Source organism: Lactococcus taiwanensis, from assembly GCF_017068355.1.
GTDB lineage: Bacteria > Bacillota > Bacilli > Lactobacillales > Streptococcaceae > Lactococcus > Lactococcus taiwanensis.
The window spans coordinates 846,885-869,004 of sequence record NZ_CP070872.1 but is presented as its reverse complement, the minus strand read 5'-3'; the positions used below and the strand labels follow the sequence as shown (position 1 = coordinate 869,004).

The following is a 22,120-nucleotide window of genomic DNA, read 5'->3' as shown; positions in this document are numbered from 1 at the left end:
CTCAGACACTCATTTTTTAATTGCTTCATATTCACTTTCTTTATAACCTATTTGGACAATTTTCCCATCTTTAATGAGTAAAGGACGCTTTATCAACATTCCATTAGAGGCCAGAAGTTCTGCCTTTTCTGTTGTCGCCATTGTGGGTAACTGATCTTTAAGCTGGAGGTCACGATAAACAAGTCCACTACTATTAAAAAATTTTTTTATTGGAAACTTGTCTTGTTTGAACCAGTCCATCAACTGAGTACTCGTCGGCGGAGTAAGTTTAAGATCAATCGCTTCATAAGCAATCCCCATCTCATCAAGCTTGCGTTTGGCTTTCTGACAAGTGGAACATTTTGGGTACCAGTAAAACGTATACATTTTTTCTCCTTAACGCTTTTTTTTATATTATACCATAAGAAAAACGCCAAGGAGTAAACCAAAAAACCCGAGCCAATGCTCAGGTTTTATTGATAAAAAATATGTAGGGACTATTCATGATCCTTTTTATGTTTTGCTGAGTCAACACCATCGTTAAACTTGTCAGCAACATCTTCAGCCACGTCAGAGGCTTTGTCTTTAAGATGACCAAGTCCTTCTTTAGCTTTACCAAGTAAACCTTCAGCTTTACCTTTAGCCTCAAGCTTTTCGTCACCTGTTACTTTACCAGTAGTTTCTTTGATTTTACCAGAAGTTTTATCTTTAGTAGCGTCAAGTTTGTCATTCAAAGTCATAGTAAGACCTCCTAATTTTTTATTAACTTAATTCTCATTTTGTTTCTTAAACTTTACGAGTTTTTAATTTTTTGCTCGTCCAAAGATTGCAGAAACAACTAATACTAGAATTACCGCACCAATAATGGATGGTAAAATTGCCATACCCGCTAATTGTGGACCCCAATGTCCGAGGAGTCCTTCACCGATCGCAGAACCAATTAAACCCGCCAAAATATTACTGATAATTCCCATTTTTGCACCGCGGCTTGTGATTGCTCCAGCAATAAGACCAATGACACCTCCGACGATTAATGACCAAATAAAATGCATGCTTTTTCCTCCTTTATTATTTAGTTTTAACCTACTTCTTATTTTAACACCTGACATATAAAAAGTACAGAAAACTGCTCACAACTTCTTAAAAATTGTATTATATAAAACACTGACCCTAAAGAGTCAGTGTTTTAAGAATAAAGTTCTGTTGAAAGGTAACGTTCCCCACTATCAGGGCAAAGCGCCAATACTTTTTTGCCAGGACCTAATTTTTTTGCAATTTGGTAGGCTGCCCAAACTGCGGCTCCTCCAGAAATTCCAATCAATATGCCTTCTTCTTTAGCAATTACTCTGGCCATTTCGAGGGCCTGATCGCTCATGACATCAACAACATAATCATAGGCCTGAGTATCAAGGTTAGGAGATAAAAAAGGAATACCGATTCCCTGTATCCGGTGGGAACCACTTGTTCCCCCAGATAATATAGGCGATTCGCCTGGTTCTACCACATAGGTTTCTACCGAAGGGTCTTTTTGTTTAAGGTAGTGAGATACTCCAGAGATAGTTCCACCTGTTCCCGCACCTGCCACAAAAGCGTTTAAGCCTTCTTCTTTGAAAGCTCGCCATATCTCAGGGCCTGTCGTTAATTCGTGGGCTGCACTATTTGCAACATTTTCAAACTGCATCGGCATATACCAACCTTTTTCTCTGACATATGTGGCCGCAAGATCTATAGCCGCCTGGATGCCTTGGGATGCTGGTGTCAAAACGAGTTGAGCACCATATGCCTTGATTAACTGCTGACGTTCTTTTGAATAATTATCAGGCATAATAATCACCACTTTGTATCCTAGTGCTGCGCCCACCATTGCAAGTCCAATTCCCGTATTTCCAGATGTTGGCTCAACGATAGTGCCCCCCGGTTTAAGTAAGCCTTGCCTTTCGGCAGCTTTGACCATACTTAAGGCGATACGATCTTTTACAGAACCACCAGGATTAAACCGTTCAAGCTTTAGATAAATATCTGCACTCTCTTTAGGCGTATGGCTCAATTGAACAATAGGGCTTTCGCCGATTAAATTTGTAATGTTTTCTATGATTTTAGTCATCTCTGCTCTGCTACCTCACCTAAGATAAGCCTGTCTGCTCTAAGCATTTACAGCTTCAAGTGCTTGCTGCAAATCCTCAAGCAAGTCTGCAATATCTTCTACACCTACGGATAGGCGGATTAATCCATCTTTGATCCCGATTGTTTCACGAATTTCTTTTGGAATTGAAGCATGTGTCATAATGGCTGGTACTTCAACTAGACTCTCGACTCCTCCGAGCGATTCTGCCAAAGTGAAATATTTGAGTTTTTCAACAAAGCGTTTAACTCCTGCTTCATTTACTAATTCAAAAGAGACCATCCCTCCGAAATCACGCATTTGCTTTTGAGCAATCGCATGCCCCAAATGTTGGTCAAGTCCCGGATAATAGACTTTTGCAACTGCTAAATTTTCCTCTAAATAACTTGCAATTTTAAAGGCATTTGCACTGTGCGCATCCATCCGTAAAGCCAGTGTCTTAATTCCCCGCTGAACTAACCAGCTATCTTGTGGACCAAGGACCGCACCAATTGAGTTTTGTAAAAACCCAATCTGTTGCGCAAGTTCCTGCGAGTGAGTTGTCACAAGTCCAGCAACTACATCAGAATGTCCACCCAAGTATTTTGTCGCCGAATGCAAAACTACATCTGCGCCTAAAAGAAGAGGTTGTTGGAGGTAAGGCGTTGCAAAGGTATTATCAACTAGCGTTAAGGCATGATGTGCTTTAGCAATTTTTGAAATTGTTGCGATATCCAAGATTTTAAGTAATGGATTGGAAGGTGTCTCAAAGTAAACTGCTTTTGTTTGAGGAGTAAATGCGTTTGAAAATGCTTCAAGGTCGCTTAAATCAATCAAATCATACGTAAGCCCTACTTTCGTCATGACTTTATCCATTAAACGAAATGTCCCACCATAGACATCATCAGCAAGAATGATATGATCTCCAGCAGAAAACATCGAGAGGACTGCATGTATCCCAGCTAATCCAGAGCCAAAAGCAAACCCTTGAATGCCCCCTTCCAGATCTGCAATCAAACGCTCAAGCGCATGACGTGTAGGGTTTCCAGAACGCGAATACTCATAGGCTTTAGGCTGGCCCAGGGCATCTTGCTGATAGGTGGAAGTTTGGTAAATTGGAACAGAAACAGCTCCTGTTGTAGAGTCCGTAGCAATCCCCCCATGAATCACTTTTGTTTTTAAATTGGTCATTTCTTCTTCCTTTTCTTTTTATGTGCTCTTTATAAAATAACATGAAATTCACGCGCTTGCCATAAGATTTTTTTATCACAGGATTCATTATTTTTATCGGTTAAAAAATAAAAAAATGAGCAAAATATGCTCATTTTTAATATTTTCTAAAACGTTGATAGCGTTGCTCAGTCAGTGCTTCAACTGACATTACTGACAGCTCTGTCAGAGCTTTTGATAATTGATTTTTGGTGTTTTCAATCAGATTGTCTTCTGCAATGATGCCTTCGACCAGTCCCATTTCAAAGAGATGAGGGGCCGTGATTTTCATCAGCTCAGCTGCTTCATCACGCCGGGAGCCATCTTTCCACAAAATAGTTGCAAATCCTTCCGGTGAAAGGACAGAATAAACAGCGTTTTCCAAAATATAAACTTTATTGGCAACAGCTAAGGCCAATGCTCCACCTGACCCACCTTCACCAGTAATAAACGTAATGATAGGCACTCGGAGATCGGACATTTCCAATAAGTTACGCGCGATAGCTTCTCCTTGCCCACGTTCTTCGGCTTCAATCCCTGGATAAGCGCCTGCCGTATTTACAAAAGTAACAACTGGTCGACCAAATTTTTCAGCTTGTTTCATCAAACGTAGCGCTTTTCGGTAGCCATTGGGAGAAGGCTGACCAAAATTAGTCGCTAAATTTTCTGCTAGGTTGTGTCCTTTTTGAATCCCAATAACCGTAACGGGTTGGCCAGCAAAACGTGCGATACCGCCCACAATTGCTTCATCATCTGTTAATTGGCGGTCACCATGCAGTTCAAAAAAGTCAGTAAAAACTTGCGCAATGATATCTCGGGCTGAAATCCGATCAGCTGCACGCGCTTTATTGATAATCTCCGCAATGTTTTCCTGCGTTTCTTTTTTCGTCTTCTTAATTTCAGGCATTGTTTCCCTCCAAATCTGAATGAAGTGCTAAAAGTAAACTCAGCTTTTTGCGCAAATCTGTCCGTTTGACGATCGCATCAACAAAACCATGTTGTAACAAGAACTCGGCTTTTTGGAAATCATCTGGTAACGTTTGGCGAACCGTTTGCTCGATAACCCGTCTTCCTGCAAATCCAATCAAAGATTGAGGTTCAGCAAGAATAATATCCCCTAAACTTGCAAAGGACGCTGTCACTCCGCCAGTTGTCGGATCAGTTAGCACTGTAATATAAAGCAAACCCGCGTTGGAATGACGCTTTACTGCGGCCGATGTTTTGGCCATCTGCATTAAAGACAAGATTCCTTCTTGCATTCTAGCTCCACCTGAGGCCGTAAAGACGATGACAGGAAGTTTTTGAGCTGTCGCATACTCAAAAAGTCGTGTTAATTTTTCTCCAACCACAGTCCCCATTGAAGCCATAATGAAGGTTGAGTCCATAATAGCAAGAGCTGTCTTTTGACCTTTAATACTCGCTACCCCTGTCATGATTGCTTCGTCAAGGCCAGTTCTAGCTTTTGTTGCTGCTAGTTTTTCAGGATAACCTGGAAAATCTAGCGGATTGTCACATTCAATCCCTACAAACATTTCCTCAAAGGAATCTTGGTCGGCTATAAGCGCAAGACGTTCTTTAGCTGTAATCCGGAAATTGTAGTCGCAATTAGGACAGACTTTGTTCTTTCCTAAGTCTTTTTGGTAAATCGTGTGTTTACAAGCAGGACATTTAGCAAAAAGTTCATCTGGAACTTCGGGCTGATCGGCCTGTTTTTCGATAATTGATCGATTTGGATTAATTTTAATGTATTTTTTCTTTTGGAAAAGAGCCATTTTTGCATCCTTTTCTCATTTTTTTATTGGAGCTTCATTTTTAAAATTAAAGCAGCGAAAATTTTCGCATTAGATTTCTTTTTGGTATTCTGGTAAAAAAACATTTCCTAAGAAACTTGTATCATAGTCACCAGCTACCACGTGTGGGTCAGAGATAAGCTCAAGCTGGAAATCTACATTGGTGATAACACCTTCTACGTCAAATTCCATCAAAGCCCGTTGCATTTTCATCAGTGCTTCAAAACGGTTTTCACCATGAACAATGACTTTAGCAATCATACTATCATAATAGGGCGGAATGCTGTAACCACTGTACATAGCGCTATCAACCCGCAAACCAACTCCACCACTTGGCAAGAAAAGATTAGTAATTTTTCCTGGACTTGGTGCAAAATTAAATTTAGGATTTTCCGCATTAATTCGACATTCAATCGCATGTCCACTAAAAGTCACATCTTCTTGCTTGACAGACAATTCATTGCCATTGGCTACACGAATTTGTTCTTTGACAATATCAACACCAGAGACAAACTCTGTGACTGGATGTTCAACTTGCACACGTGTGTTCATTTCCATGAAATAAAAATTACCAGAAGACTCATCAAGTAAGAACTCAATGGTTCCCGCATTTTCATATCCCACGTGGGCTGCTGCTTTTACTGCAGCTGATGTAATTGCTTCGCGCAAAGTGTGTCCAATTGCAACTGACGGAGATTCTTCAAGCACTTTTTGGTTATTTCTTTGCAAGGAACAATCACGTTCACCAAGATGAATCACATTGCCATGGCTATCTCCTAAGATTTGAACCTCAATATGACGCGCTGGGAAAATCATTCGTTCGATGAACATGGCTCCATTACCAAAAGCTGCTTGGGCTTCCGCTTGGGCTGCCTCAAATGCTGGAACAAGTTCCTCAACATTATTAACCTTACGAATTCCTTTACCACCACCACCAGCTGAAGCTTTTAGCATGATGGGGTAGCCAATTTCTTCAGCAATTTTTACTGCTTCATCAGTGGTATGAACTTCGCCCTCAGAACCTGGTGTTACAGGAACACCAGCTTTAATCATTTCTGCACGCGCATTGATTTTATCACCCATCATATCCATCACTTTTGCTGACGGACCGATAAATTTAATATTCATTTCCTCACAAAGACGAGCAAATTTTGAATTCTCTGATAGGAATCCAAAACCTGGGTGAATCGCTTGTGCGCCAGTTGCCACAGCAGCTGACAGAATATTATTCATATTAAGATAAGACTCAGTACTTCTAGCTGGTCCTACACAAATGGCTTCATCTGCCAAGTGGACATGTAAGGCATCATGATCAGCAGTTGAGTAAATCGCTACCGTGCCTACCCCCAATTCACGTGCTGCGCGAATGATTCGCACCGCAATTTCGCCACGATTGGCAATTAAAATTTTATTAAACATAGTTAAGATGTGAGTCCAGCACTTGATTATTTGGGTTCAAGTTTTGAAGCTCCACTCCTTTCTCCTTTGCGGAAAATTGTCCTTAGCGCTTGGCTCAGCGCTTTTTTACTGACAGAGCTGTCAGTAAAAGAGATGAGCGTGTAAATTTCTACTGAAAATACACGCGGTATAAAATAAAATAAGTCCGAAAGATGACCGTGAGCTTAATAAGTCACGGCTTTCTTTTTACTGACAGAATGGTCAGTTTTTTTAGTATTAACTTAACAGTAAGCGGTTTAAGCACCCAAGGCAAAGGTCAATGTCCCTTTTGCTGCAAGTTTGCCATCTACGGTTGCCTCTGCTTCAACAACGGCAATAGGACCACGGCGTTTGATGAACTTCGCGTGTAAGACTAATTGGTCACCGGGTGTGACTTGTTTTTTGTATTTGACATTATCCATGCCGGCGTAAAAGACCAATTTACCTTTGTTCTCAGGTTTTGATAACTCCAAAACACCAGCCGCTTGTGCCAAGGCTTCCATGATTAAAACACCTGGCATCACTGGATATTGTGGAAAATGCCCTTGGAAAAATTCTTCATTAATCGTTACATTTTTGATGGCAGTAATCTCGTCATCAGCGATATCAATGACGCGATCCACCAATAAAAATGGATAACGATGAGGCAAAGCCTCCATGATTTCAGTTACATTAATATTTACTTCAGTCATTTGCTCTCACTCTTTTCTTAAAGCACACTGACGGACTGGTCAGTGGTTTTTTCACCTTCTCATTTACTGACCATGTGGTCAGTAAACTTATTTGATTCTAATCAGCTCTTGACCGAACTCAACCACTTCTTCAGGTGAAACCATGATTTCAGTTACGATACCATCCGTAGGTGCTGGAATTTCATTCATGACTTTCATTGCTTCAATAATTAATAAGGTTTGACCTTTTTTCACAGCGTCGCCAACTTTGACAAATTCTGCTTTATCAGGCGTTGGTTTAAGGTAAGCCACCCCAACTAATGGCGAAGTCACAGCCTCACCTTCAGCAGCTACTGGGCGCGTTTCTCCTGCTGCTGTTTCAGAAACCGTTTCAGTTTTTGGAGAAACGGCAGGAGCGGCTACAGGAGCAGCTGGAACATTTACAGCAGGTTGGGCAACCCCAAGGCTTTCAGAATGATGTCCTTCATTTTTTGAAAATGAGAGCGTTCCTTCAGCATTTTTCCAAGAGAATTCACGTAAAGATGAACCATCAAATTGGTTCATCAAATCTTTTACTTCTGAGATGTTCATTTTGCTTATTCTCCCGTCCATTTCTTAAATGCCAATACTGCGTTGTGGCCACCAAAACCAAAGTCTTGTGACAATGCAAGGTTAATTTCAGCAGGTTGACCTTCTCCAAGAACAACGTTAATTGTCATGCCTTCGTCCAATTCTTTGGTTCCTGCATTCACTGGTGCATATTGATTCAAAATTGCTTGCACGGTTGCAACAGCTTCAATCGCACCTGTTGCACCAAGGGCATGGCCGTGTAACGCTTTCGTAGATGAAACATAAGCTTTGTCGCCCACTACATTATGGATTGCTTTAGCTTCGGTTTCTTCATTAGCATGTGTAGAAGTACCATGTGCATTAATGTAATCCACTTCAGAAGCATCAACACCCGCTTCTTGCAAGGCCAATTTCATCGCATTTTCAGCACCGATTCCTGATGGTGTTGTCATGTGATAAGCATCATTCGTATTCCCATAACCAACAATCTCAGCCAAGATATTAGCCCCACGTGCTTTCGCATGCTCAAGGCTTTCCATGATTAAGACCCCTGCACCTTCACCCATAACAAATCCTGAGCGTTCCTTATCGAAAGGACGACACGCAATAGTAGGATCTGATTCTTTGGTCAAAGCAGTCAAGTTAGCAAAACCAGCAATCCCTAATTCACAAATAGCCGCCTCGGCACCACCAGCAATCATGGCATCAGCGTAACCATGTTTAATTTCACGGAAAGCTGAACCAATAGAGTTTGCCCCAGCCGCACAAGCCGTAACTTCAGCACGTGAAACTCCACGAGCTCCTGTGCGCAATGCGACATTCCCTGTTGCCATATTGGCAATAGCCAAAGGAACATACAAAGGTGTCACCTTACGTGGTCCCTTAAGCAAGGCTTGTGAATTTTTTTGTGATTGTTCCAAACCACCAATCCCAGAAGCCATGATACAGCCTAAGCGGTCATAATCGGTGTTTTCTTCAGTGATCCCAGACATCGCCATAGCATCCAATGCAGCGTAGACCGCATAAAGTGAAAAAGTATCCATACGACGGGCATCTTTTTTCTGGAAATATTTGTCAAAAGGAAAGTCCTTCACTTCAGCCGCCACAGAAATCCCAGTTGCTTCTGCGTCAAAGTGAGTGATTGGTCCGATTCCTGTCTTTCCTGCCTTAAGGTTGTCCCAGAATTCTTCAGGGCTGTTCCCAATGGCACTGACCACGCCATAACCTGTAATTACAACTCGATTTGTCATATTGATTAGTTGAGAGCTTATAGCCTTTAAGCATACAGAGTCGCAAGTAACAATCACTTAATTAAAAGCGCTCTTCACTGCCCCTGTATGAAAACTATCAGCTCATTCCTTTCTTTGTTTATAAATAAATAGATTCGTTAGTCATAAAAGACCTTACATAGCCATTCCACCATCAATGGAAAGCACCTGACCGGTCATATATTCTTGCTCAGCCAAAAATTGGACAACTGTAGCCACTTCTTCAGGATTTCCAAAACGCTTCATTGGAATTTGTCCTTTCATCATGTCCTTAACTTTGTCAGAAAGTACTTCTGTCATGTCCGACTCGATAAAGCCTGGCGCAACTGCATTCACGCGTACATTGCGTGCAGCGACTTCACGGGCAATTGATTTAGTCAAACCAATCAAACCAGCTTTGGAGGCTGCATAATTTGCTTGTCCAGCATTACCTACTAAACCAACTACAGAAGAAATGTTGATGATGGCTCCTTGACGAGCACGTGTCATAGGCTTCAAGACTGCTTGCGTCATATTAAAAGCGCCTGTCAAGTTAATCTTGAGAACCGCATCAAAATCTTCTTCGCTCATTTTTAAAGATAAGCCATCACGTGTGATTCCTGCATTATTGACTAAGATATCAACTGAGCCCAAAGCTTCAACAGCTTCTGCAACCATTCGTTTCGCATCTTCTGATTTAGAAATATCACCAGAAATTCCAACTGCTTTTACTCCAAAGGCAGTAAATTCTGCAAGTAAGTCTTCTGAGATTTCAGAGCGACCATTGATGATCAAATTACTACCAGCTTTCGCAAATTGCAAGGCAATCGCTTTACCAATTCCGCGCGTTGATCCTGTGACAAAGATGTTTTTATTTTTGATTTCCATGTTTTCTCCATGTGTTTATAAATCGAAATGTTCTCAGAAAATATTTTTCTAAGAAATAATCTTTAATAGCTTATTTAGCTTTTGCTGTGCTGACTTGGATAAGCAAACCAAGAAGGCGTTTTAAAAAACAGACCTTTTAAAATTAATTTTATTGCTTAAGCATTGCTTCAAAAGAAGCCAAATCTTCAACATTCATGTAATCAGCCGTCTTGTCAATTTTTCGGATGAAACCAGACAAAACTTTACCTGGTCCTACTTCGATAAAGCGAGTCGCACCAAGTTCTTGCATGGTAGCGACGGATTCATAAAAGCGGACAGGCTCCATCACTTGCCGAGTCAATAAGGGCTTGATTTGCTCATTTTCCATGACTTGCGCTGTGGTGTTTGAAATCAAGGGAAGTTTAAAATTGTCAAATTTTACATTCTCCAATTCTTGAGCTAACTTCGCAGAGGCAGATTTTAAAAGTGCTGTATGGAAGGGACCTGATACCTTTAATTCGATCATTTTGCGTACACCAGCTTCTTTAAGAAGTACTACTGCTTGATCAACAGCAGCAACCTCGCCACCAATCACAATTTGACCTGGGGTGTTATAGTTTGCCGGACTAACAACTCCAAGCCCGCTCGCCTTTTGACAAATCTCTTCAATAACTTTAGCATCAGTATTCATGACAGCAACCATCTTGCCTGAACCAGTCGGTGCTGCTTCAGTCATATATTGGCCACGTTTAGCTACAAGTTTAACTGCTTCTTCAAAGGAGAGGGCACCAGCAGCCACTAAAGCTGAATATTCTCCAAGACTAAGCCCTGCTACTAAATCAGGCGTGATGCCTTGTTCAGCTAACAGTCGCATAATAGCCACTGAAGTCGTCAAAATTGCAGGCTGTGTATAGATTGTTTCATTAAGTTTTTCTTCATCATTGTCAATCAAAGCACGAAGATCATAACCTAACGCAGCTTGCGCGCTGTCAAAAGTTGCTTTAACAATATCATATCGATCATATAAATCACGAGCCATACCGAGTTTTTGTGCGCCCTGGCCCGAGAAGAGAAATGCTGTTTTAGTCATCTATTATTGCACATTTTTTCTTCTTTAAAAAATGTGTTTATCCTTTATTTTTTTCTCTCGTGGAGTTAATTATTAGTATTATAAAATGTTTTTTATGATAAAAAAAATGACATTTTGTAATATGAAAATCAAGAGAGTAGGCCTAGTATCACTCACTAGGCTCCCTTGTCCTGATAATCTCTTTATCTACTTAAAGTCAAGTTTTCAAAGAGTGAGGTAACGAAAAGGAGGGTGAAAAGCGCAAGAGAAAATCTTTCTTTGCCTAATCACCCCCATCCGAATTATTTGTTGTCTTCTACGTATTTAACGAGGTCAGCAACTGTTTTCATATCTGCTTCTGTATCAACTTCAACGTCGAATTCGTCTTCGATGTCGTTGATGATTTGGAAAAGGTCAAGTGAATCAGCATCGAGCTCTTCAAATGAAGTTTCGAGTGTTACTTCTTCTTTATCTTTACCGAGTTCGTCTACGATGATGTCTTGTACTTTTTCAAATACTGCCATGATTTTTTCTCCTTTAATGAGTGAAAATATTTATATTATAGCCGCTTTTGCGGATTATAACCTTTAGTTAGAAAGTGAATGCCTTGTAGCATCCATGTAGTGCTTCAAGAGGATAGGCTGATTTTGTTGGTGGAGCTTAACTTAACCATTGCCTATTCCTTTTAGAGATTAATGAGTGTTGTCCCCCAAGTGAGTCCACCACCAAATCCTGTCAAGACGACTTTAGTTTGACCGTCCAAACTAAATATACCATTTTTTACGGATTCTGACAACAATATAGGAATACTTGCTGCAGAAGTATTGCCATATTCTTGCATATTTTGGAGGAACTTATCCCTTGGAACATCTAGTTTTTTAGCCATTTTATCTAGGATTCTAGAGTTCGCTTGATGCAATAAATAAAAATCTACTGCCTCTCGTGAAATCTGAGCAGATTCAATGGTTGCTTCAATATTTTTAGTAACATCACGTACCGCAAAATCAAAAACAGCGCGACCATTCATACTTAGTGCAGGCTGCTCATAACTTTTTGAAGCAAAAGGCGTCTCGAGATCTGTAATGCCAGAGCGAAGACTATCCCCACGGTTACCGTCAGTTTGCAGCTTCTCAGCAATAATTAAGGGTTGCTCACCGGTATTTTCTAGAAGCACACCTGCAGCCCCATCTCCAAAAAGAACAGCTGTCGAACGATCTGACCAATCAATAACCTTTGAAAAGACCTCCGCCCCAATTACTAAGCCCCGTTGGTAGCTTCCTGAACTAATAAGCTTGTCTGCTGTGGATAAAGCAAAAACAAAACCCGAACATGCAGCTGTGAGATCGTATGCAAAGGCATTTGTCGCACCAATTGCTGCCTGCACTCGTGCAGCTGTTGAAGGCATGAGCGAGTCGGGGGTAATCGTTGCTACAATGATAAAATCAATTTTTTCAGCTGCAAGATCAGCTTGAGTAAGAAGTTGTTTGGCTACTTCACTCGCTAAGTCTGAAGTGTTTTCTCCTGTTGAGATGTGGCGATTTTTAATACCCGTACGGCTATAAATCCACTCATCATTGGTATCCATAATTTTTGATAAATCATCATTGGTTACCACTTTTTCTGGCACATAATGTGCCACTTGGGTTATTTTCGCAAAAGTCATTATTTCATATTCTCCAAAGAATTGTGCAAAGCGGCAAGTTCGCCCGCCAACTTATTTTCCGTTGTTCCATACACGCTATCAAACAAATTGTCAGTGATAGTGTGGAAAAACTCACGGTGTGTCGCACAGAGCTCATCTCCTTTTTCTGTGAGCGCAATATGCGTCACTCGGCGATCAGCAGTGGAACGTTTACGCTCAATGTAGCCTTTATCTTCAAGGCGATTGAGGGTAATGGTAATGGTCGATAAGGCCAATTTTTGGTTTTTTGCAATATCAGTCGCTCTTGCTGTACCTAAAGTATGCACCAAAGTCAAAATTTGCAGCTCTTTGACGGTGACGTCAGAATAAGCTGAGTCTTTTAAAAATTGCTCTTCTAATATCATAAAGTCATGAAACAGTTGGATCAACCACTCGTTTACTTTATCGAAATCCGTTTTCATCTGTCATCCTTTTTATTGAGGGTGTGGCTTGTCCTGCTCGTCCACCTTGCTGTATTGTCGGGAGCAAGCGAGGCGTGTCCTTTGAGAGTGAGTTCGGCTTATCCAGAATCTGGGAAAGCAAATAGGTGAGGCTAAGCTCACAATCCAGTTTTCAGCAATTTCCTTTGACAGCTAGAGAGGGGACAAGCTTTTTGCTGACGCAATTGCCTCTCCCCTGCATTTGGTGGGTTTCCATTACAGTTTCCAGTAAGATGAACTCAATTTTATTTTTATATTGCAAACCATTTACTGTATCAAATTATATTATTTTTCAGAAACTTTTGCAAGTGAAAAAAATGTGTAACCGTTATTTTACAGCTGTCTAATCTGGCTCTTTTCTTATATTTATAAAAAAAAGTTACTGACCAGCTGGTCAGTAACTTATAAAATTTATTCAGGATTACTTGCGATTAATTCAAGCTGTCCCGTTAATTTCCAAGCTTCTACAGAACTTGGCAAAATAAAGTGATCTCCTTTTTTCAGTGGATAATCTGCTCCCGCAATACTCAGAACACCTTCTCCCTCTAAGACAGAAACTAAAGTGTAGTCAGCAGTTTTGGTAAATTCATGGTCACCATGAATTTGCCATTTATAAACATCAAAGAAATCTGATTTCACAAGAGTTGTAATTTCTGCATCAGCAAATTTTTCAGTTTTAACTTGATTTTCAGGAACTTTGTCGCCCGGAATATTCAATACATCAATTGATTGTTGAATATGTAATTCACGCAGATTTCCTTGGTCATCTTTACGGTCGAAATCATAAACACGGTAAGTTGTATCAGAAGATTGTTGTGTTTCAAGAATAACAATTCCAGCACCGATTGCGTGCATTGTTCCTGACGGAACATGGAAGAAATCTCCTGTTTTCACTTTTACCTTACGTAACAAATGATCCCAATCACCAGATTTAATCATTTCTGCTAATTCTTCACGTGATTTAGCATTATGTCCATAGATAATTTCAGCGCCTGGTTCAGCTGAGATAATGTACCAACATTCAGTTTTTCCAAGTTCACCTTCATGTTTTTGACCATATTCATCATCTGGATGAACTTGCACAGAAAGCCAGTCATTGGCATCTAAAATTTTAGTTAATAAGGGAAAAACTTCTTTTTGACTATCACCAAACAATTCGCGGTGACTTGCGTATAATTGGTCAAGTTTTTGACCTTTAAATTCGCCATTAGCAATTGTTGACACACCATGTGGATGAGCAGAAATAGCCCAATATTCACCAACTTTGTCTGATGGCAAATCGTAGCCAAATTCTTTCAAATGGTCGCCGCCCCAGATTTTTTCTTGCAAAACTGAGTTCAAAAACAATGGTTCTTTCATAATTTCCTCCTTAGTTACACCTGTTCTGCACAAGCCTTGATGATGAACTGAAAATCTTAATTGCTCATTTCTTATTCTAAAATTTTTTTAGACAGATAAAGGAGCCACTCTTTTCAGTTTTCCGATCGCTCCTTGCAGGACTTAAAATCAGCAAATAGTTATTCGCTTTCATTTCACAATGTCCATTATATCACAAAATCTAACTGGAGTAATTCTCTCAACTTTTTTGACATCAAAAAATTACTGACAGAGCTGTCAGTAATTTTTATATCAGTACTTTCATTTAATACTCAGCTTTATCATTGAGTCCTCGTAAAAGTTCATCAATTTTTGAGCCGTATTCAACAGATTCATCTTTTGCAAAGGTTAAATCTGGAATTTTGAAAATTGTCATACGTTTTGCCAACTCACTCTTGAAAAGTCCGGTTGCTTTTTTCAAAGCTGTGGCTGCTTTTTCATTATCAGAAGCCAAATTAGACAAGAGGCTATAATAAACAGTCGCTTGACTCAAATCACCAGTCAATTGAACATCAGTGATATTTACATCTTGAACCCGTGGATCACGTACTTTATTTCGTAAAATATCATTGATTTCGCGTTGAATTTCTACGGCAACACGGTCGCTACGAAAAGAATTTCCCATTTTCTCCTCCTATTTTTTCGTTTAAAAATGCAGATAAATGATTTTTAAATCACTTTTCCACACCCACATTTAAAATGAGTTCGGAAGGCCAGAAGTTTATGATGAAAAATGGCATTTTTCACAACTTCTTAGCAGCTCTTCCTCACCTCTTATTATTTACGTTCGATTTCAACCATTTTGTAAACTTCAAATGTATCGTCAATAGCAATATCATTGAAGTTTTCAACCATCAAACCACCTTCTTGAGCGTTTCCAACTTCTTTAACATCATCTTTGAAATGTTTCAGGCTGGCAATTGCACCATCATGAATCACAACACCATCACGAATGACACGGACAGAAGCATCACGGGCAACTTTACCACGCGTAACCATAAATCCAGCGATTGTTCCAACTTTAGAAACTTCGAAGGTTTCACGAACGACTGCCTCACCAATGATTTCTTCTTTGAATTCAGGATCGAGCATTCCGCGCATTGCTGTTTCAACTTCTTCAATCACTTTATAAATGATGCTGTGCAAGCGAATATCGACTTCTTCTTGAGCCGCTTGTTCACGTGCAAGGCCAGTTGGTCGAACATTGAAACCAATGATAATCGCATTGGATGCTGCTGCAAGTGAAATATCAGACTCTGAAATTGCCCCAACAGCTGAATGGACGATATCCACTTTAACCCCTTCAACTTCAATTTTTTGAAGAGAAGCGGCAAGCGCTTCGGCTGAACCTTGTACATCTGCTTTAATGATAATATTAACAGATTTAGTTTGTCCTTCTTTGAGGGTGTCAAAGAGATTATCCAAGTTCACCCGACGTGTATTTTGACGTTTGATCAATTGTGCACGTTGCGCACGTTCTTCACCTGCGGCACGCGCTGATTTTTCATCTTCAAAGACCGCAAAATGATCCCCAGCTTGTGGCACGTCAGAAAGACCAGTTAATTCGATTGGTGTTGATGGGCCAGCTTCTTTAATCCGACGTCCAAGGTCATTTGTCATAGTCCGGACGCGTCCATAAGTGTTTCCGACAACGATAGGATCTTGAACGTGAAGTGTCCCTTGTTGTACCAAGAGGGTTGCAATCGCCCCTTTACCTTGGTCAAGACGTGCTTCAACAACAGTACCAATGGCACGAACAGTTGGGTCAGCTTTGAGCTCTTGGACCTCAGCCACAAGAAGCACTGTATCTAGCAATTCATCAAGATTTTGATTAAATTTAGCTGAAATTTCAACGAATTCTGAACCATTTTCTGGATCCCAAGCGACTGGGAAAACACCATGTTCAGTCAATTCTTGAGTAACACGTTGGGGGTTAGCACCTGGTTTATCAATTTTGTTGATGGCAACGATGATAGGTACCCCAGCAGCTTTAGAGTGGTTAATGGCTTCGATTGTTTGTGGCATTACACCATCGTCAGCAGCAACTACAAGGATGGTAATATCTGTGACAGAAGCACCGCGAGCACGCATAGATGTAAAGGCTTCGTGACCTGGTGTGTCCAAGAAGGTGATCTTTTTACCATTTGAGGTGATTTGGTAAGCCCCGATATGTTGTGTAATACCACCGGCTTCACCCTCAGTCACGCGAGATTCACGGAAACGATCAAGCAAGGTCGTTTTACCGTGGTCAACGTGTCCCATGATGGTTACAACCGCTGGACGTTCTACCATTTCATCTTCGTTGAGGTAACCTTCTTCGACAAAGAGTCGTTCAATGTCAGACTTGTCTTCTTCAACCTTTTTGACTGGTGTTACCCCATAATCCATCAGGATTAATTCGATGGTATCTTCATCAAGTGATTGGTTTTGGTTAACCATTGTGCCCATCATGAAGAGTTTTTTGATAATTTCAGCTGGTTCACGTTTGATTGATTTTGCAATATCTTGCACGTTCATGCCTACTTCATACTCAAGGCTTTCTGGTAATTCATGGAATTTACGTTGAGTTGCAGGAACTTGTGAAGACTGGTTGTTTTGATAGCGACCACGTCCACCTTTTTGGTTCCAGTTTGAATTACGTGCATTACGTACTTGATTACGATTATCATTGACGCGAAGTGGTCCACCCTTACGGTTACCATCTTTAGTGTTATCCCGGTTGTTATCAGATTTTTTACGATCACGATCACGGCGGTTATTTTTTCCTGAAGCAGGTGTAAAGCTATCCGTTGATGGTGCGCTTGTTGCACCAAATTTATCACGTTTTGGTCCTTGACCTTGTGATTGTCCCGCTGGGCGATTTTTATCAAAACGATTACCGCCTTGACCGCCTTGGTTAGGACGACGATTATCATTGCGATTATTACGATCATTCCGATTTTTGTCGAATTTTTTCTTTTCAGGTCGTGCAGCTGCTTGTTCTTTTTTGATGTCTTCGGCACGTTTAACGACTTTAATCTGAATTCTTGGTTTTTGATTCAATGGTTTTTTCTTTTCGTCTGTAATGACAGGCTCCTTTTTCTCAGTAACTGTTTCTGTCTTCACTTCAGCTTTTGGAGCTACTGATTTCACTTCAGTTTGAGGTTTTTCAACTTTTACCTCAGCTTTTGGTGCAAGGGTTGCTTTTTCAGTAACACGCTCAGCTTTGTCAGCGGCGACCACATGCTCTTTTGCTTTAGACGCTTTTTCGGCTTCTTCTTTAGCTTTGATGCGAGCTAAGATAGCTGGATCTTCCACGATAGCTTTACCTGCGAAGGTCCGTGGGCTAGCGCTTGATTTTTTATCCGCTTTTGCAGTTCCTTTTTTTGCTTTATCAGCACTGACAGCTTTGTCAGTATTAGTAGCAGGTGCTGCACCACCCGCTTTAGCGCGAGCAACGATTTGTTCAGCCTGTTCTGTTGTTACTGAGCTAGAGTGGGCTTTTACTTCAAACCCTAAGGCTTGTGCTGTTGCCACAAGTTCAGCATTTGATAATCCAGTTTCTTTAGCAATTTGGTTAATTCTTTTTTTCTCAGACAATCTTTGTCCTCCTTATATCATCAGTTCTTCATGAGGCTCTCCATTTTCTTTGCAAATCCATCGTCCACAAGAGCAATAACCTTACGGTTTTGTCCTATGGCATGCGATAATTCTATTTCTGTAAAGAGTTGTGAGACGGGAATCTCATAATAAGTTGATTTATCAGTAATTCTTTTATTCAAATTTGAAGCAGCATCTGATGCAAGTATAACAAGACGTGCTTTGCCATTTTGAATGGCTTTGATGACCAGTTCTTCGCCAGAAATCACTTTACCGGCTCGTTTTGCAAGTCCTATCAAATTTGAAAGTTGTTGTTTTTTATCCATTTTTATTCCAGTTTGCAAGTTCTTCTCGCTTTACTGCTCTATTTTACCGCTTTGTCAATAAGGGACAAAGAATTTTTCAGCAAAATTTTGCAGTAAAGTCGTTCTTCTTGCTCCCTATTCTTTAGTCGTAATCAGGTGCTAAGTCAGCGGAATAAGTTGCCGATTCCAATTCACGACGGGCCACCTGATGTTCAACATAGGTGATCAATTCGTCATAAAATGCTTCGGAAACCTTCGTTTGGAATGCACGGTCAAAGACACGACGTTTCTTGGCTTCTTGCGCTTCTTGATTAAGTAAAGCAATATAAGCGCCACGTCCATGCGCCTTTCCCGTTGGATCAATCGAAATTTCACCTTCCTTGTTAAAGGCGATGCGTAACAAATCTCGTTTGGGAAATTGTTCATTTGAGACTAAAGATTTTCTCATCGGAATCTTTTTTTGTTTCATTGAAACTCCTCAAAATTTTTCTATTAACATTTAGGTTACTGACAGAGCTGTCAGTAGTTTACAACCTTGTCAAAGATTTATTCTTCGTTTTCCAAAGCCTCAGTCGCTTCATTTGAAGTGACTTCTGGAGCTACTTCTGCACTTTCATCAAGTTCAACCCCTTCAGTAGCTTGGGTTTCATCCAAAGATTCGCCATCTTCTCCTACAAACTCATAGTCATCGATGTTAAACTCGTCAGCAGCTTTGATATCAATCTTGCTGTTGGTCACATGCGCGGCAAGACGAACATTTTGGCCACGTTTCCCAATAGCAAGCGATAATTGATCACGGGCAACAACAGCCAAGCTAGAACCATCTTCTGTGATGAGCACTTGTTCGATACGTGCAGGTTTCAAAGCATTTGCAATAAGAATTGCTTTATCATCAGACCATTCGATAATGTCCATCTTTTCGCCAGCCAATTCACGGATAATCCCTTGAATACGTGAACCTTTTGAGCCGACCATTGTTCCGATTGCGTCAACATTTTCATCATGGCTTTGAACAATGACTTTCGCACGATCACCAGCATCGCGGGCAATAGACTTGATTTCAACCGTACCATCAAATACTTCTGGAATTTCTTTTTCGAACATCCGTTTGAGCATATCTGGAGCTGTACGTGAGATAAAGACCCGGGTCCCTTTTGGTGTCAAAACAACATCTGTCACATAAACTTTCACACGGTCACCGACGTGATAAGTTTCTTGAGGGATTTGATCTTTCTTTGTCAATAAAGCATCCACACGACCAAGGTTAATGTAAACGGCACGTGCATCTACTTTTTCCACAGTTCCTTGGATGATTTCATCTTTATAACGGCTATATTCGTTATAAATAATCGTCCGTTCTTCTTCACGCATCTTTTGCATGATGACTTGTTTAGCAGCACCAGCAGCCGTACGAGCGAAATCTTTTGGCTTTTCTTCAAACATAATTTTATCGCCAATTTCATAATGTGGATTCAATTCCAACGCATCTTCAAGGGATATTTCCAGACGGCTATCAAAGACTTCATCAACAACTTCACGTGTAGAGTAAACATTGAAATTGCCCTTCTTTTCATCAAAGATGACCTTAACATTTTGAGCTTGCCCATATTGACGTTTGTAAGCGGCCGTAATCGCCTGCTCAATCGCTTCAATCACAATCTCAGATTTGATTCCTTTTTGCTCTTCCAACATTGCAAAGGCGTTCAGCATTTCTTTGCTCATTTTTTCTCTCTTTCTTTCTTAAGAAAATTTAATTTTATTTCAATAAAAGGTAAATGGCATTACTGACAGCTCTGTCAGTAACTTTTTCAAGCTAAATTCTAAAATTTAACCATTGTTTGGGCTTTGGCAACAGCAGATAACGGAATTTCTACCTTCTTATGCCGAGTTTTATCCAAAACATCCAAAACCAAGGTTGTGCCATCAAAGCTAATCAAATCCCCAGCATACTCTTTAGCGTTGTCAATCTTTTGATAAAGTTTTACAAAGACATACTCTCCCACAGCGTCTTGATAATGTTCTGCTTTCCGTAAAGGACGTTCTGCCCCAGGACTTGCTACTTCCAACATATAGCCTTCTGTTGGAAAAGGATCTGGACTGATCGTATCCAATAGCGGGGAAATCAATTCACTCAACTCTGCTGTTTCATCAATTTCAATCCCCCCTTCTTTGTCTACCAAGATTGAAAGCATCATATCGCCCCCAAATTTTTCCCACTCTACCGCAAAAAGCTTAAAAGGTTCAGGAATATGAGGCGCAATGAAATCTTCAACGATTTCTACGACATCATTCATTTACGATCTCCTTTCTTAAAAGATAAAAGCTCAAGCAAGCTCTACCTTCAAAAACACACAAGAGAAGGAGCGTTCTTTTGAACGCTCCTTTCTAATAGTTTATTTATATTCATTATACCACGATTTGGAAAAAAGTCAAGAAAACTTTTGAGCTTTTTTCTCCCTTGCTTTAGGCAAATTTTTTTAGCATTCAATGGATTTTGAAAACAAAAGATTCTATCAGCTCAGCCTTGAAAAACGCTGAATCAAGGAGTACAATAAAAACTGTTATGAAAATCAGTTCTTATTAATTTCAGGGAGTTAACTACTATGAAAATTTACATGCAATTATTAATCATTTTCGGTTTTAGTTTTATCGGAAATGTGATCTCCACCCTTTTTCATCTCCCAATTCCAGGATCAATCATTGGCATGATTTTACTTTTTCTTGCCCTTCAGTTTAAACTCCTCGAATTTCGACATGTGGACGAGGCCGGAAGTTTCCTCATCAACAACATGACCATCCTTTTTCTTCCTGCAGGTGTGGGAATTATGGCCAAATGGAACCTCATTAGTCACTTTTGGGCTCAAATTTTATTGATTGTTATTGGTGCACTTATTATCAATATCCTCATTCTTGGAAAACTAGTGGAATGGATCAAGGTTAAATTTGAAGGAGATTATGTCGCTCTCAAACCCGAAGCTTCTTCTAGCGATCCTGACTAAATAGCTTGAACTTAACACTTTACTTTTAATTACCCCCTTTTACACGGAGAAAAAATGAACACCATTACTTCTGACCCCCTGTTTGGGTTTGTCCTTACTGTCCTTGTCTTTATGATTGGCGTACGTATCAACGAAAATATTCAAAAACCTTGGACCAATCCTCTTCTCTTTGCGACCGTCGTCATTATTTTAATCCTCAGTCTCGCGCATATTCCCTACAAAAATTACTATGTAGGAGGTTCTATCATCAATGACCTCATCGGCCCAAGTACCGTTGCCTTGGGTATTCCCCTTTATAAAACCTTCCACCTGATGAAGCATCATGCCCGCTCAATTATTATCTCCATTGCGGCGGCAGCGCTCATCAATACTATTTTCACTGCCCTTTGTGCCAAGTTTTTTGGCCTTTCAAAATTAGCGAGTCTCTCAATTTTTCCTAAGTCAGTCACCACTGCAATGGCAATGGGAATCTCAGATAAAATGCACGGTGTAGAACAAATCACCGTCGTCGTTGTTGTGGCTACGGGGATTCTTACTAGTGTCCTTGGAGGGCCTCTTCTCAAATTGTTCCACATCAAAGACCCCGTTGCACAGGGGATTGCCCTAGGTGGCACAGGTCACGCTGTTGGCACAGGAACAGCTATTGAGCTCGGCAAAACCCAAGGTGCTATGGCAGCGCTCAGTATCGGTGTGACAGGGATTATGTATGTTATCTTTGCGCCACTGATTGCCCATCTCATTTTAGGCTACTAGCAACATTCATGTTTATAATCAATCATAAAAAAATACCAAAAACAGT

The 22,120-nt window shown here is 40.4% G+C and carries 26 protein-coding genes; 3 read left to right on the top strand and 23 right to left on the bottom strand.

Annotation, left to right across the window (positions count from 1 at the left end):
- Positions 1 to 9 precede the first annotated feature (9 nt).
- From JW886_RS04360 to accC, 8 genes are all read right to left on the bottom strand, one after another.
- On the bottom strand, positions 10 to 366 hold the full coding sequence (locus JW886_RS04360) for an arsenate reductase family protein (protein ID WP_205872405.1): 357 nt from the start codon (positions 364 to 366) through the stop codon (positions 10 to 12).
- Between the two features lie 110 nt (positions 367 to 476).
- Positions 477 to 719 (bottom strand): CsbD family protein, encoded by a 243-nt coding sequence (locus JW886_RS04355; RefSeq protein ID WP_075525024.1) that lies wholly within the window; start codon positions 717 to 719, stop codon positions 477 to 479.
- Positions 720 to 782: 63 nt separating this feature from the next.
- Positions 783 to 1,031: a GlsB/YeaQ/YmgE family stress response membrane protein gene (locus tag JW886_RS04350; protein ID WP_075525025.1), complete on the bottom strand. Its 249-nt coding sequence runs from the start codon at positions 1,029 to 1,031 to the stop codon at positions 783 to 785.
- A 134-nt stretch (positions 1,032 to 1,165) separates the two neighbouring features.
- Positions 1,166 to 2,083, bottom strand: coding sequence for a cysteine synthase A (gene cysK / locus JW886_RS04345; RefSeq protein WP_205872404.1), 918 nt, complete (start codon positions 2,081 to 2,083; stop codon positions 1,166 to 1,168).
- Positions 2,084 to 2,122: 39 nt separating this feature from the next.
- The gene (locus JW886_RS04340) at positions 2,123 to 3,271 is read right to left on the bottom strand and encodes a cystathionine gamma-synthase (RefSeq protein WP_075525027.1); all 1,149 of its coding nucleotides are present in this window, start codon (positions 3,269 to 3,271) and stop codon (positions 2,123 to 2,125) included.
- 136 nt (positions 3,272 to 3,407) lie between these two features.
- Positions 3,408 to 4,196 (bottom strand): acetyl-CoA carboxylase carboxyl transferase subunit alpha, encoded by a 789-nt coding sequence (accA, locus tag JW886_RS04335; RefSeq protein ID WP_205872403.1) that lies wholly within the window; start codon positions 4,194 to 4,196, stop codon positions 3,408 to 3,410.
- Complete coding sequence (gene accD, locus JW886_RS04330) at positions 4,189 to 5,061, bottom strand: acetyl-CoA carboxylase, carboxyltransferase subunit beta (protein WP_205872402.1); 873 nt, start codon at positions 5,059 to 5,061, stop codon at positions 4,189 to 4,191. The genes accA and accD overlap by 8 nt, the downstream gene beginning before the upstream one ends.
- A gap of 69 nt (positions 5,062 to 5,130) precedes the next feature.
- Positions 5,131 to 6,498: an acetyl-CoA carboxylase biotin carboxylase subunit gene (accC, locus tag JW886_RS04325; protein WP_205872401.1), complete on the bottom strand. Its 1,368-nt coding sequence runs from the start codon at positions 6,496 to 6,498 to the stop codon at positions 5,131 to 5,133.
- Between the two features lie 9 nt (positions 6,499 to 6,507).
- Between accC and JW886_RS09915 the strand changes: the two genes are divergently transcribed.
- Positions 6,508 to 6,642 carry a hypothetical protein gene (locus JW886_RS09915; protein WP_267905512.1) on the top strand — a complete coding sequence of 45 codons (135 nt, stop codon included), beginning with the start codon at positions 6,508 to 6,510 and terminating at the stop codon, positions 6,640 to 6,642.
- Between the two features lie 131 nt (positions 6,643 to 6,773).
- On the opposite strand, the gene fabZ is transcribed toward JW886_RS09915, so the two are convergent.
- The 15 genes from fabZ to rimP form a co-directional block, all read right to left on the bottom strand.
- A complete protein-coding gene (fabZ, locus tag JW886_RS04320; protein WP_075525031.1) occupies positions 6,774 to 7,208 on the bottom strand; it encodes a 3-hydroxyacyl-ACP dehydratase FabZ in 435 nt (144 codons plus the stop codon).
- 87 nt (positions 7,209 to 7,295) lie between these two features.
- Positions 7,296 to 7,778, bottom strand: coding sequence for an acetyl-CoA carboxylase biotin carboxyl carrier protein (gene accB, locus JW886_RS04315; protein ID WP_205872400.1), 483 nt, complete (start codon positions 7,776 to 7,778; stop codon positions 7,296 to 7,298).
- A 5-nt stretch (positions 7,779 to 7,783) separates the two neighbouring features.
- Entirely contained in the window at positions 7,784 to 9,007 is a 1,224-nt protein-coding gene (gene fabF, locus JW886_RS04310) for a beta-ketoacyl-ACP synthase II (protein WP_075525033.1), read from the bottom strand.
- A gap of 153 nt (positions 9,008 to 9,160) precedes the next feature.
- A complete protein-coding gene (gene fabG / locus JW886_RS04305; RefSeq protein WP_075525034.1) occupies positions 9,161 to 9,892 on the bottom strand; it encodes a 3-oxoacyl-[acyl-carrier-protein] reductase in 732 nt (243 codons plus the stop codon).
- A gap of 148 nt (positions 9,893 to 10,040) precedes the next feature.
- Complete coding sequence (fabD, locus tag JW886_RS04300; RefSeq protein WP_205872399.1) at positions 10,041 to 10,961, bottom strand: ACP S-malonyltransferase; 921 nt, start codon at positions 10,959 to 10,961, stop codon at positions 10,041 to 10,043.
- A 281-nt stretch (positions 10,962 to 11,242) separates the two neighbouring features.
- On the bottom strand, positions 11,243 to 11,464 hold the full coding sequence (locus JW886_RS04295) for an acyl carrier protein (protein ID WP_075525036.1): 222 nt from the start codon (positions 11,462 to 11,464) through the stop codon (positions 11,243 to 11,245).
- 161 nt (positions 11,465 to 11,625) lie between these two features.
- Complete coding sequence (locus JW886_RS04290) at positions 11,626 to 12,603, bottom strand: beta-ketoacyl-ACP synthase III (RefSeq protein ID WP_205872398.1); 978 nt, start codon at positions 12,601 to 12,603, stop codon at positions 11,626 to 11,628.
- The gene (locus JW886_RS04285) at positions 12,603 to 13,043 is read right to left on the bottom strand and encodes a MarR family winged helix-turn-helix transcriptional regulator (protein WP_075525038.1); all 441 of its coding nucleotides are present in this window, start codon (positions 13,041 to 13,043) and stop codon (positions 12,603 to 12,605) included. The genes JW886_RS04290 and JW886_RS04285 overlap by 1 nt, the downstream gene beginning before the upstream one ends.
- A 429-nt stretch (positions 13,044 to 13,472) precedes the next feature.
- On the bottom strand, positions 13,473 to 14,420 hold the full coding sequence (manA, locus tag JW886_RS04280; protein WP_205872397.1) for a mannose-6-phosphate isomerase, class I: 948 nt from the start codon (positions 14,418 to 14,420) through the stop codon (positions 13,473 to 13,475).
- Positions 14,421 to 14,703: 283 nt separating this feature from the next.
- Positions 14,704 to 15,063 carry a 30S ribosome-binding factor RbfA gene (gene rbfA, locus JW886_RS04275; protein ID WP_075525040.1) on the bottom strand — a complete coding sequence of 120 codons (360 nt, stop codon included), beginning with the start codon at positions 15,061 to 15,063 and terminating at the stop codon, positions 14,704 to 14,706.
- A gap of 152 nt (positions 15,064 to 15,215) precedes the next feature.
- Positions 15,216 to 18,017, bottom strand: a complete 2,802-nt coding sequence (gene infB / locus JW886_RS04270; RefSeq protein WP_205872396.1) for a translation initiation factor IF-2 — start codon at positions 18,015 to 18,017, stop codon at positions 15,216 to 15,218.
- A 20-nt stretch (positions 18,018 to 18,037) separates the two neighbouring features.
- Entirely contained in the window at positions 18,038 to 18,343 is a 306-nt protein-coding gene (locus JW886_RS04265; RefSeq protein WP_075525042.1) for a YlxQ-related RNA-binding protein, read from the bottom strand.
- A 121-nt stretch (positions 18,344 to 18,464) separates the two neighbouring features.
- Positions 18,465 to 18,791 carry an RNase P modulator RnpM gene (gene rnpM / locus JW886_RS04260; RefSeq protein WP_075525043.1) on the bottom strand — a complete coding sequence of 109 codons (327 nt, stop codon included), beginning with the start codon at positions 18,789 to 18,791 and terminating at the stop codon, positions 18,465 to 18,467.
- A 77-nt stretch (positions 18,792 to 18,868) separates the two neighbouring features.
- Positions 18,869 to 20,044: a transcription termination factor NusA gene (gene nusA, locus JW886_RS04255; protein ID WP_075525044.1), complete on the bottom strand. Its 1,176-nt coding sequence runs from the start codon at positions 20,042 to 20,044 to the stop codon at positions 18,869 to 18,871.
- A gap of 98 nt (positions 20,045 to 20,142) precedes the next feature.
- Positions 20,143 to 20,616 carry a ribosome maturation factor RimP gene (gene rimP / locus JW886_RS04250; RefSeq protein ID WP_205872395.1) on the bottom strand — a complete coding sequence of 158 codons (474 nt, stop codon included), beginning with the start codon at positions 20,614 to 20,616 and terminating at the stop codon, positions 20,143 to 20,145.
- Positions 20,617 to 20,925: 309 nt separating this feature from the next.
- On the opposite strand from rimP, the gene JW886_RS04245 reads away from it, so the two are divergent.
- Together JW886_RS04245 and JW886_RS04240 are read left to right on the top strand one after the other, a co-directional pair.
- Positions 20,926 to 21,321, top strand: coding sequence for a CidA/LrgA family protein (locus tag JW886_RS04245; RefSeq protein ID WP_205272683.1), 396 nt, complete (start codon positions 20,926 to 20,928; stop codon positions 21,319 to 21,321).
- A gap of 54 nt (positions 21,322 to 21,375) precedes the next feature.
- The gene (locus JW886_RS04240; protein WP_075525047.1) at positions 21,376 to 22,074 is read left to right on the top strand and encodes an LrgB family protein; all 699 of its coding nucleotides are present in this window, start codon (positions 21,376 to 21,378) and stop codon (positions 22,072 to 22,074) included.
- Positions 22,075 to 22,120: the final 46 nt, after the last annotated feature.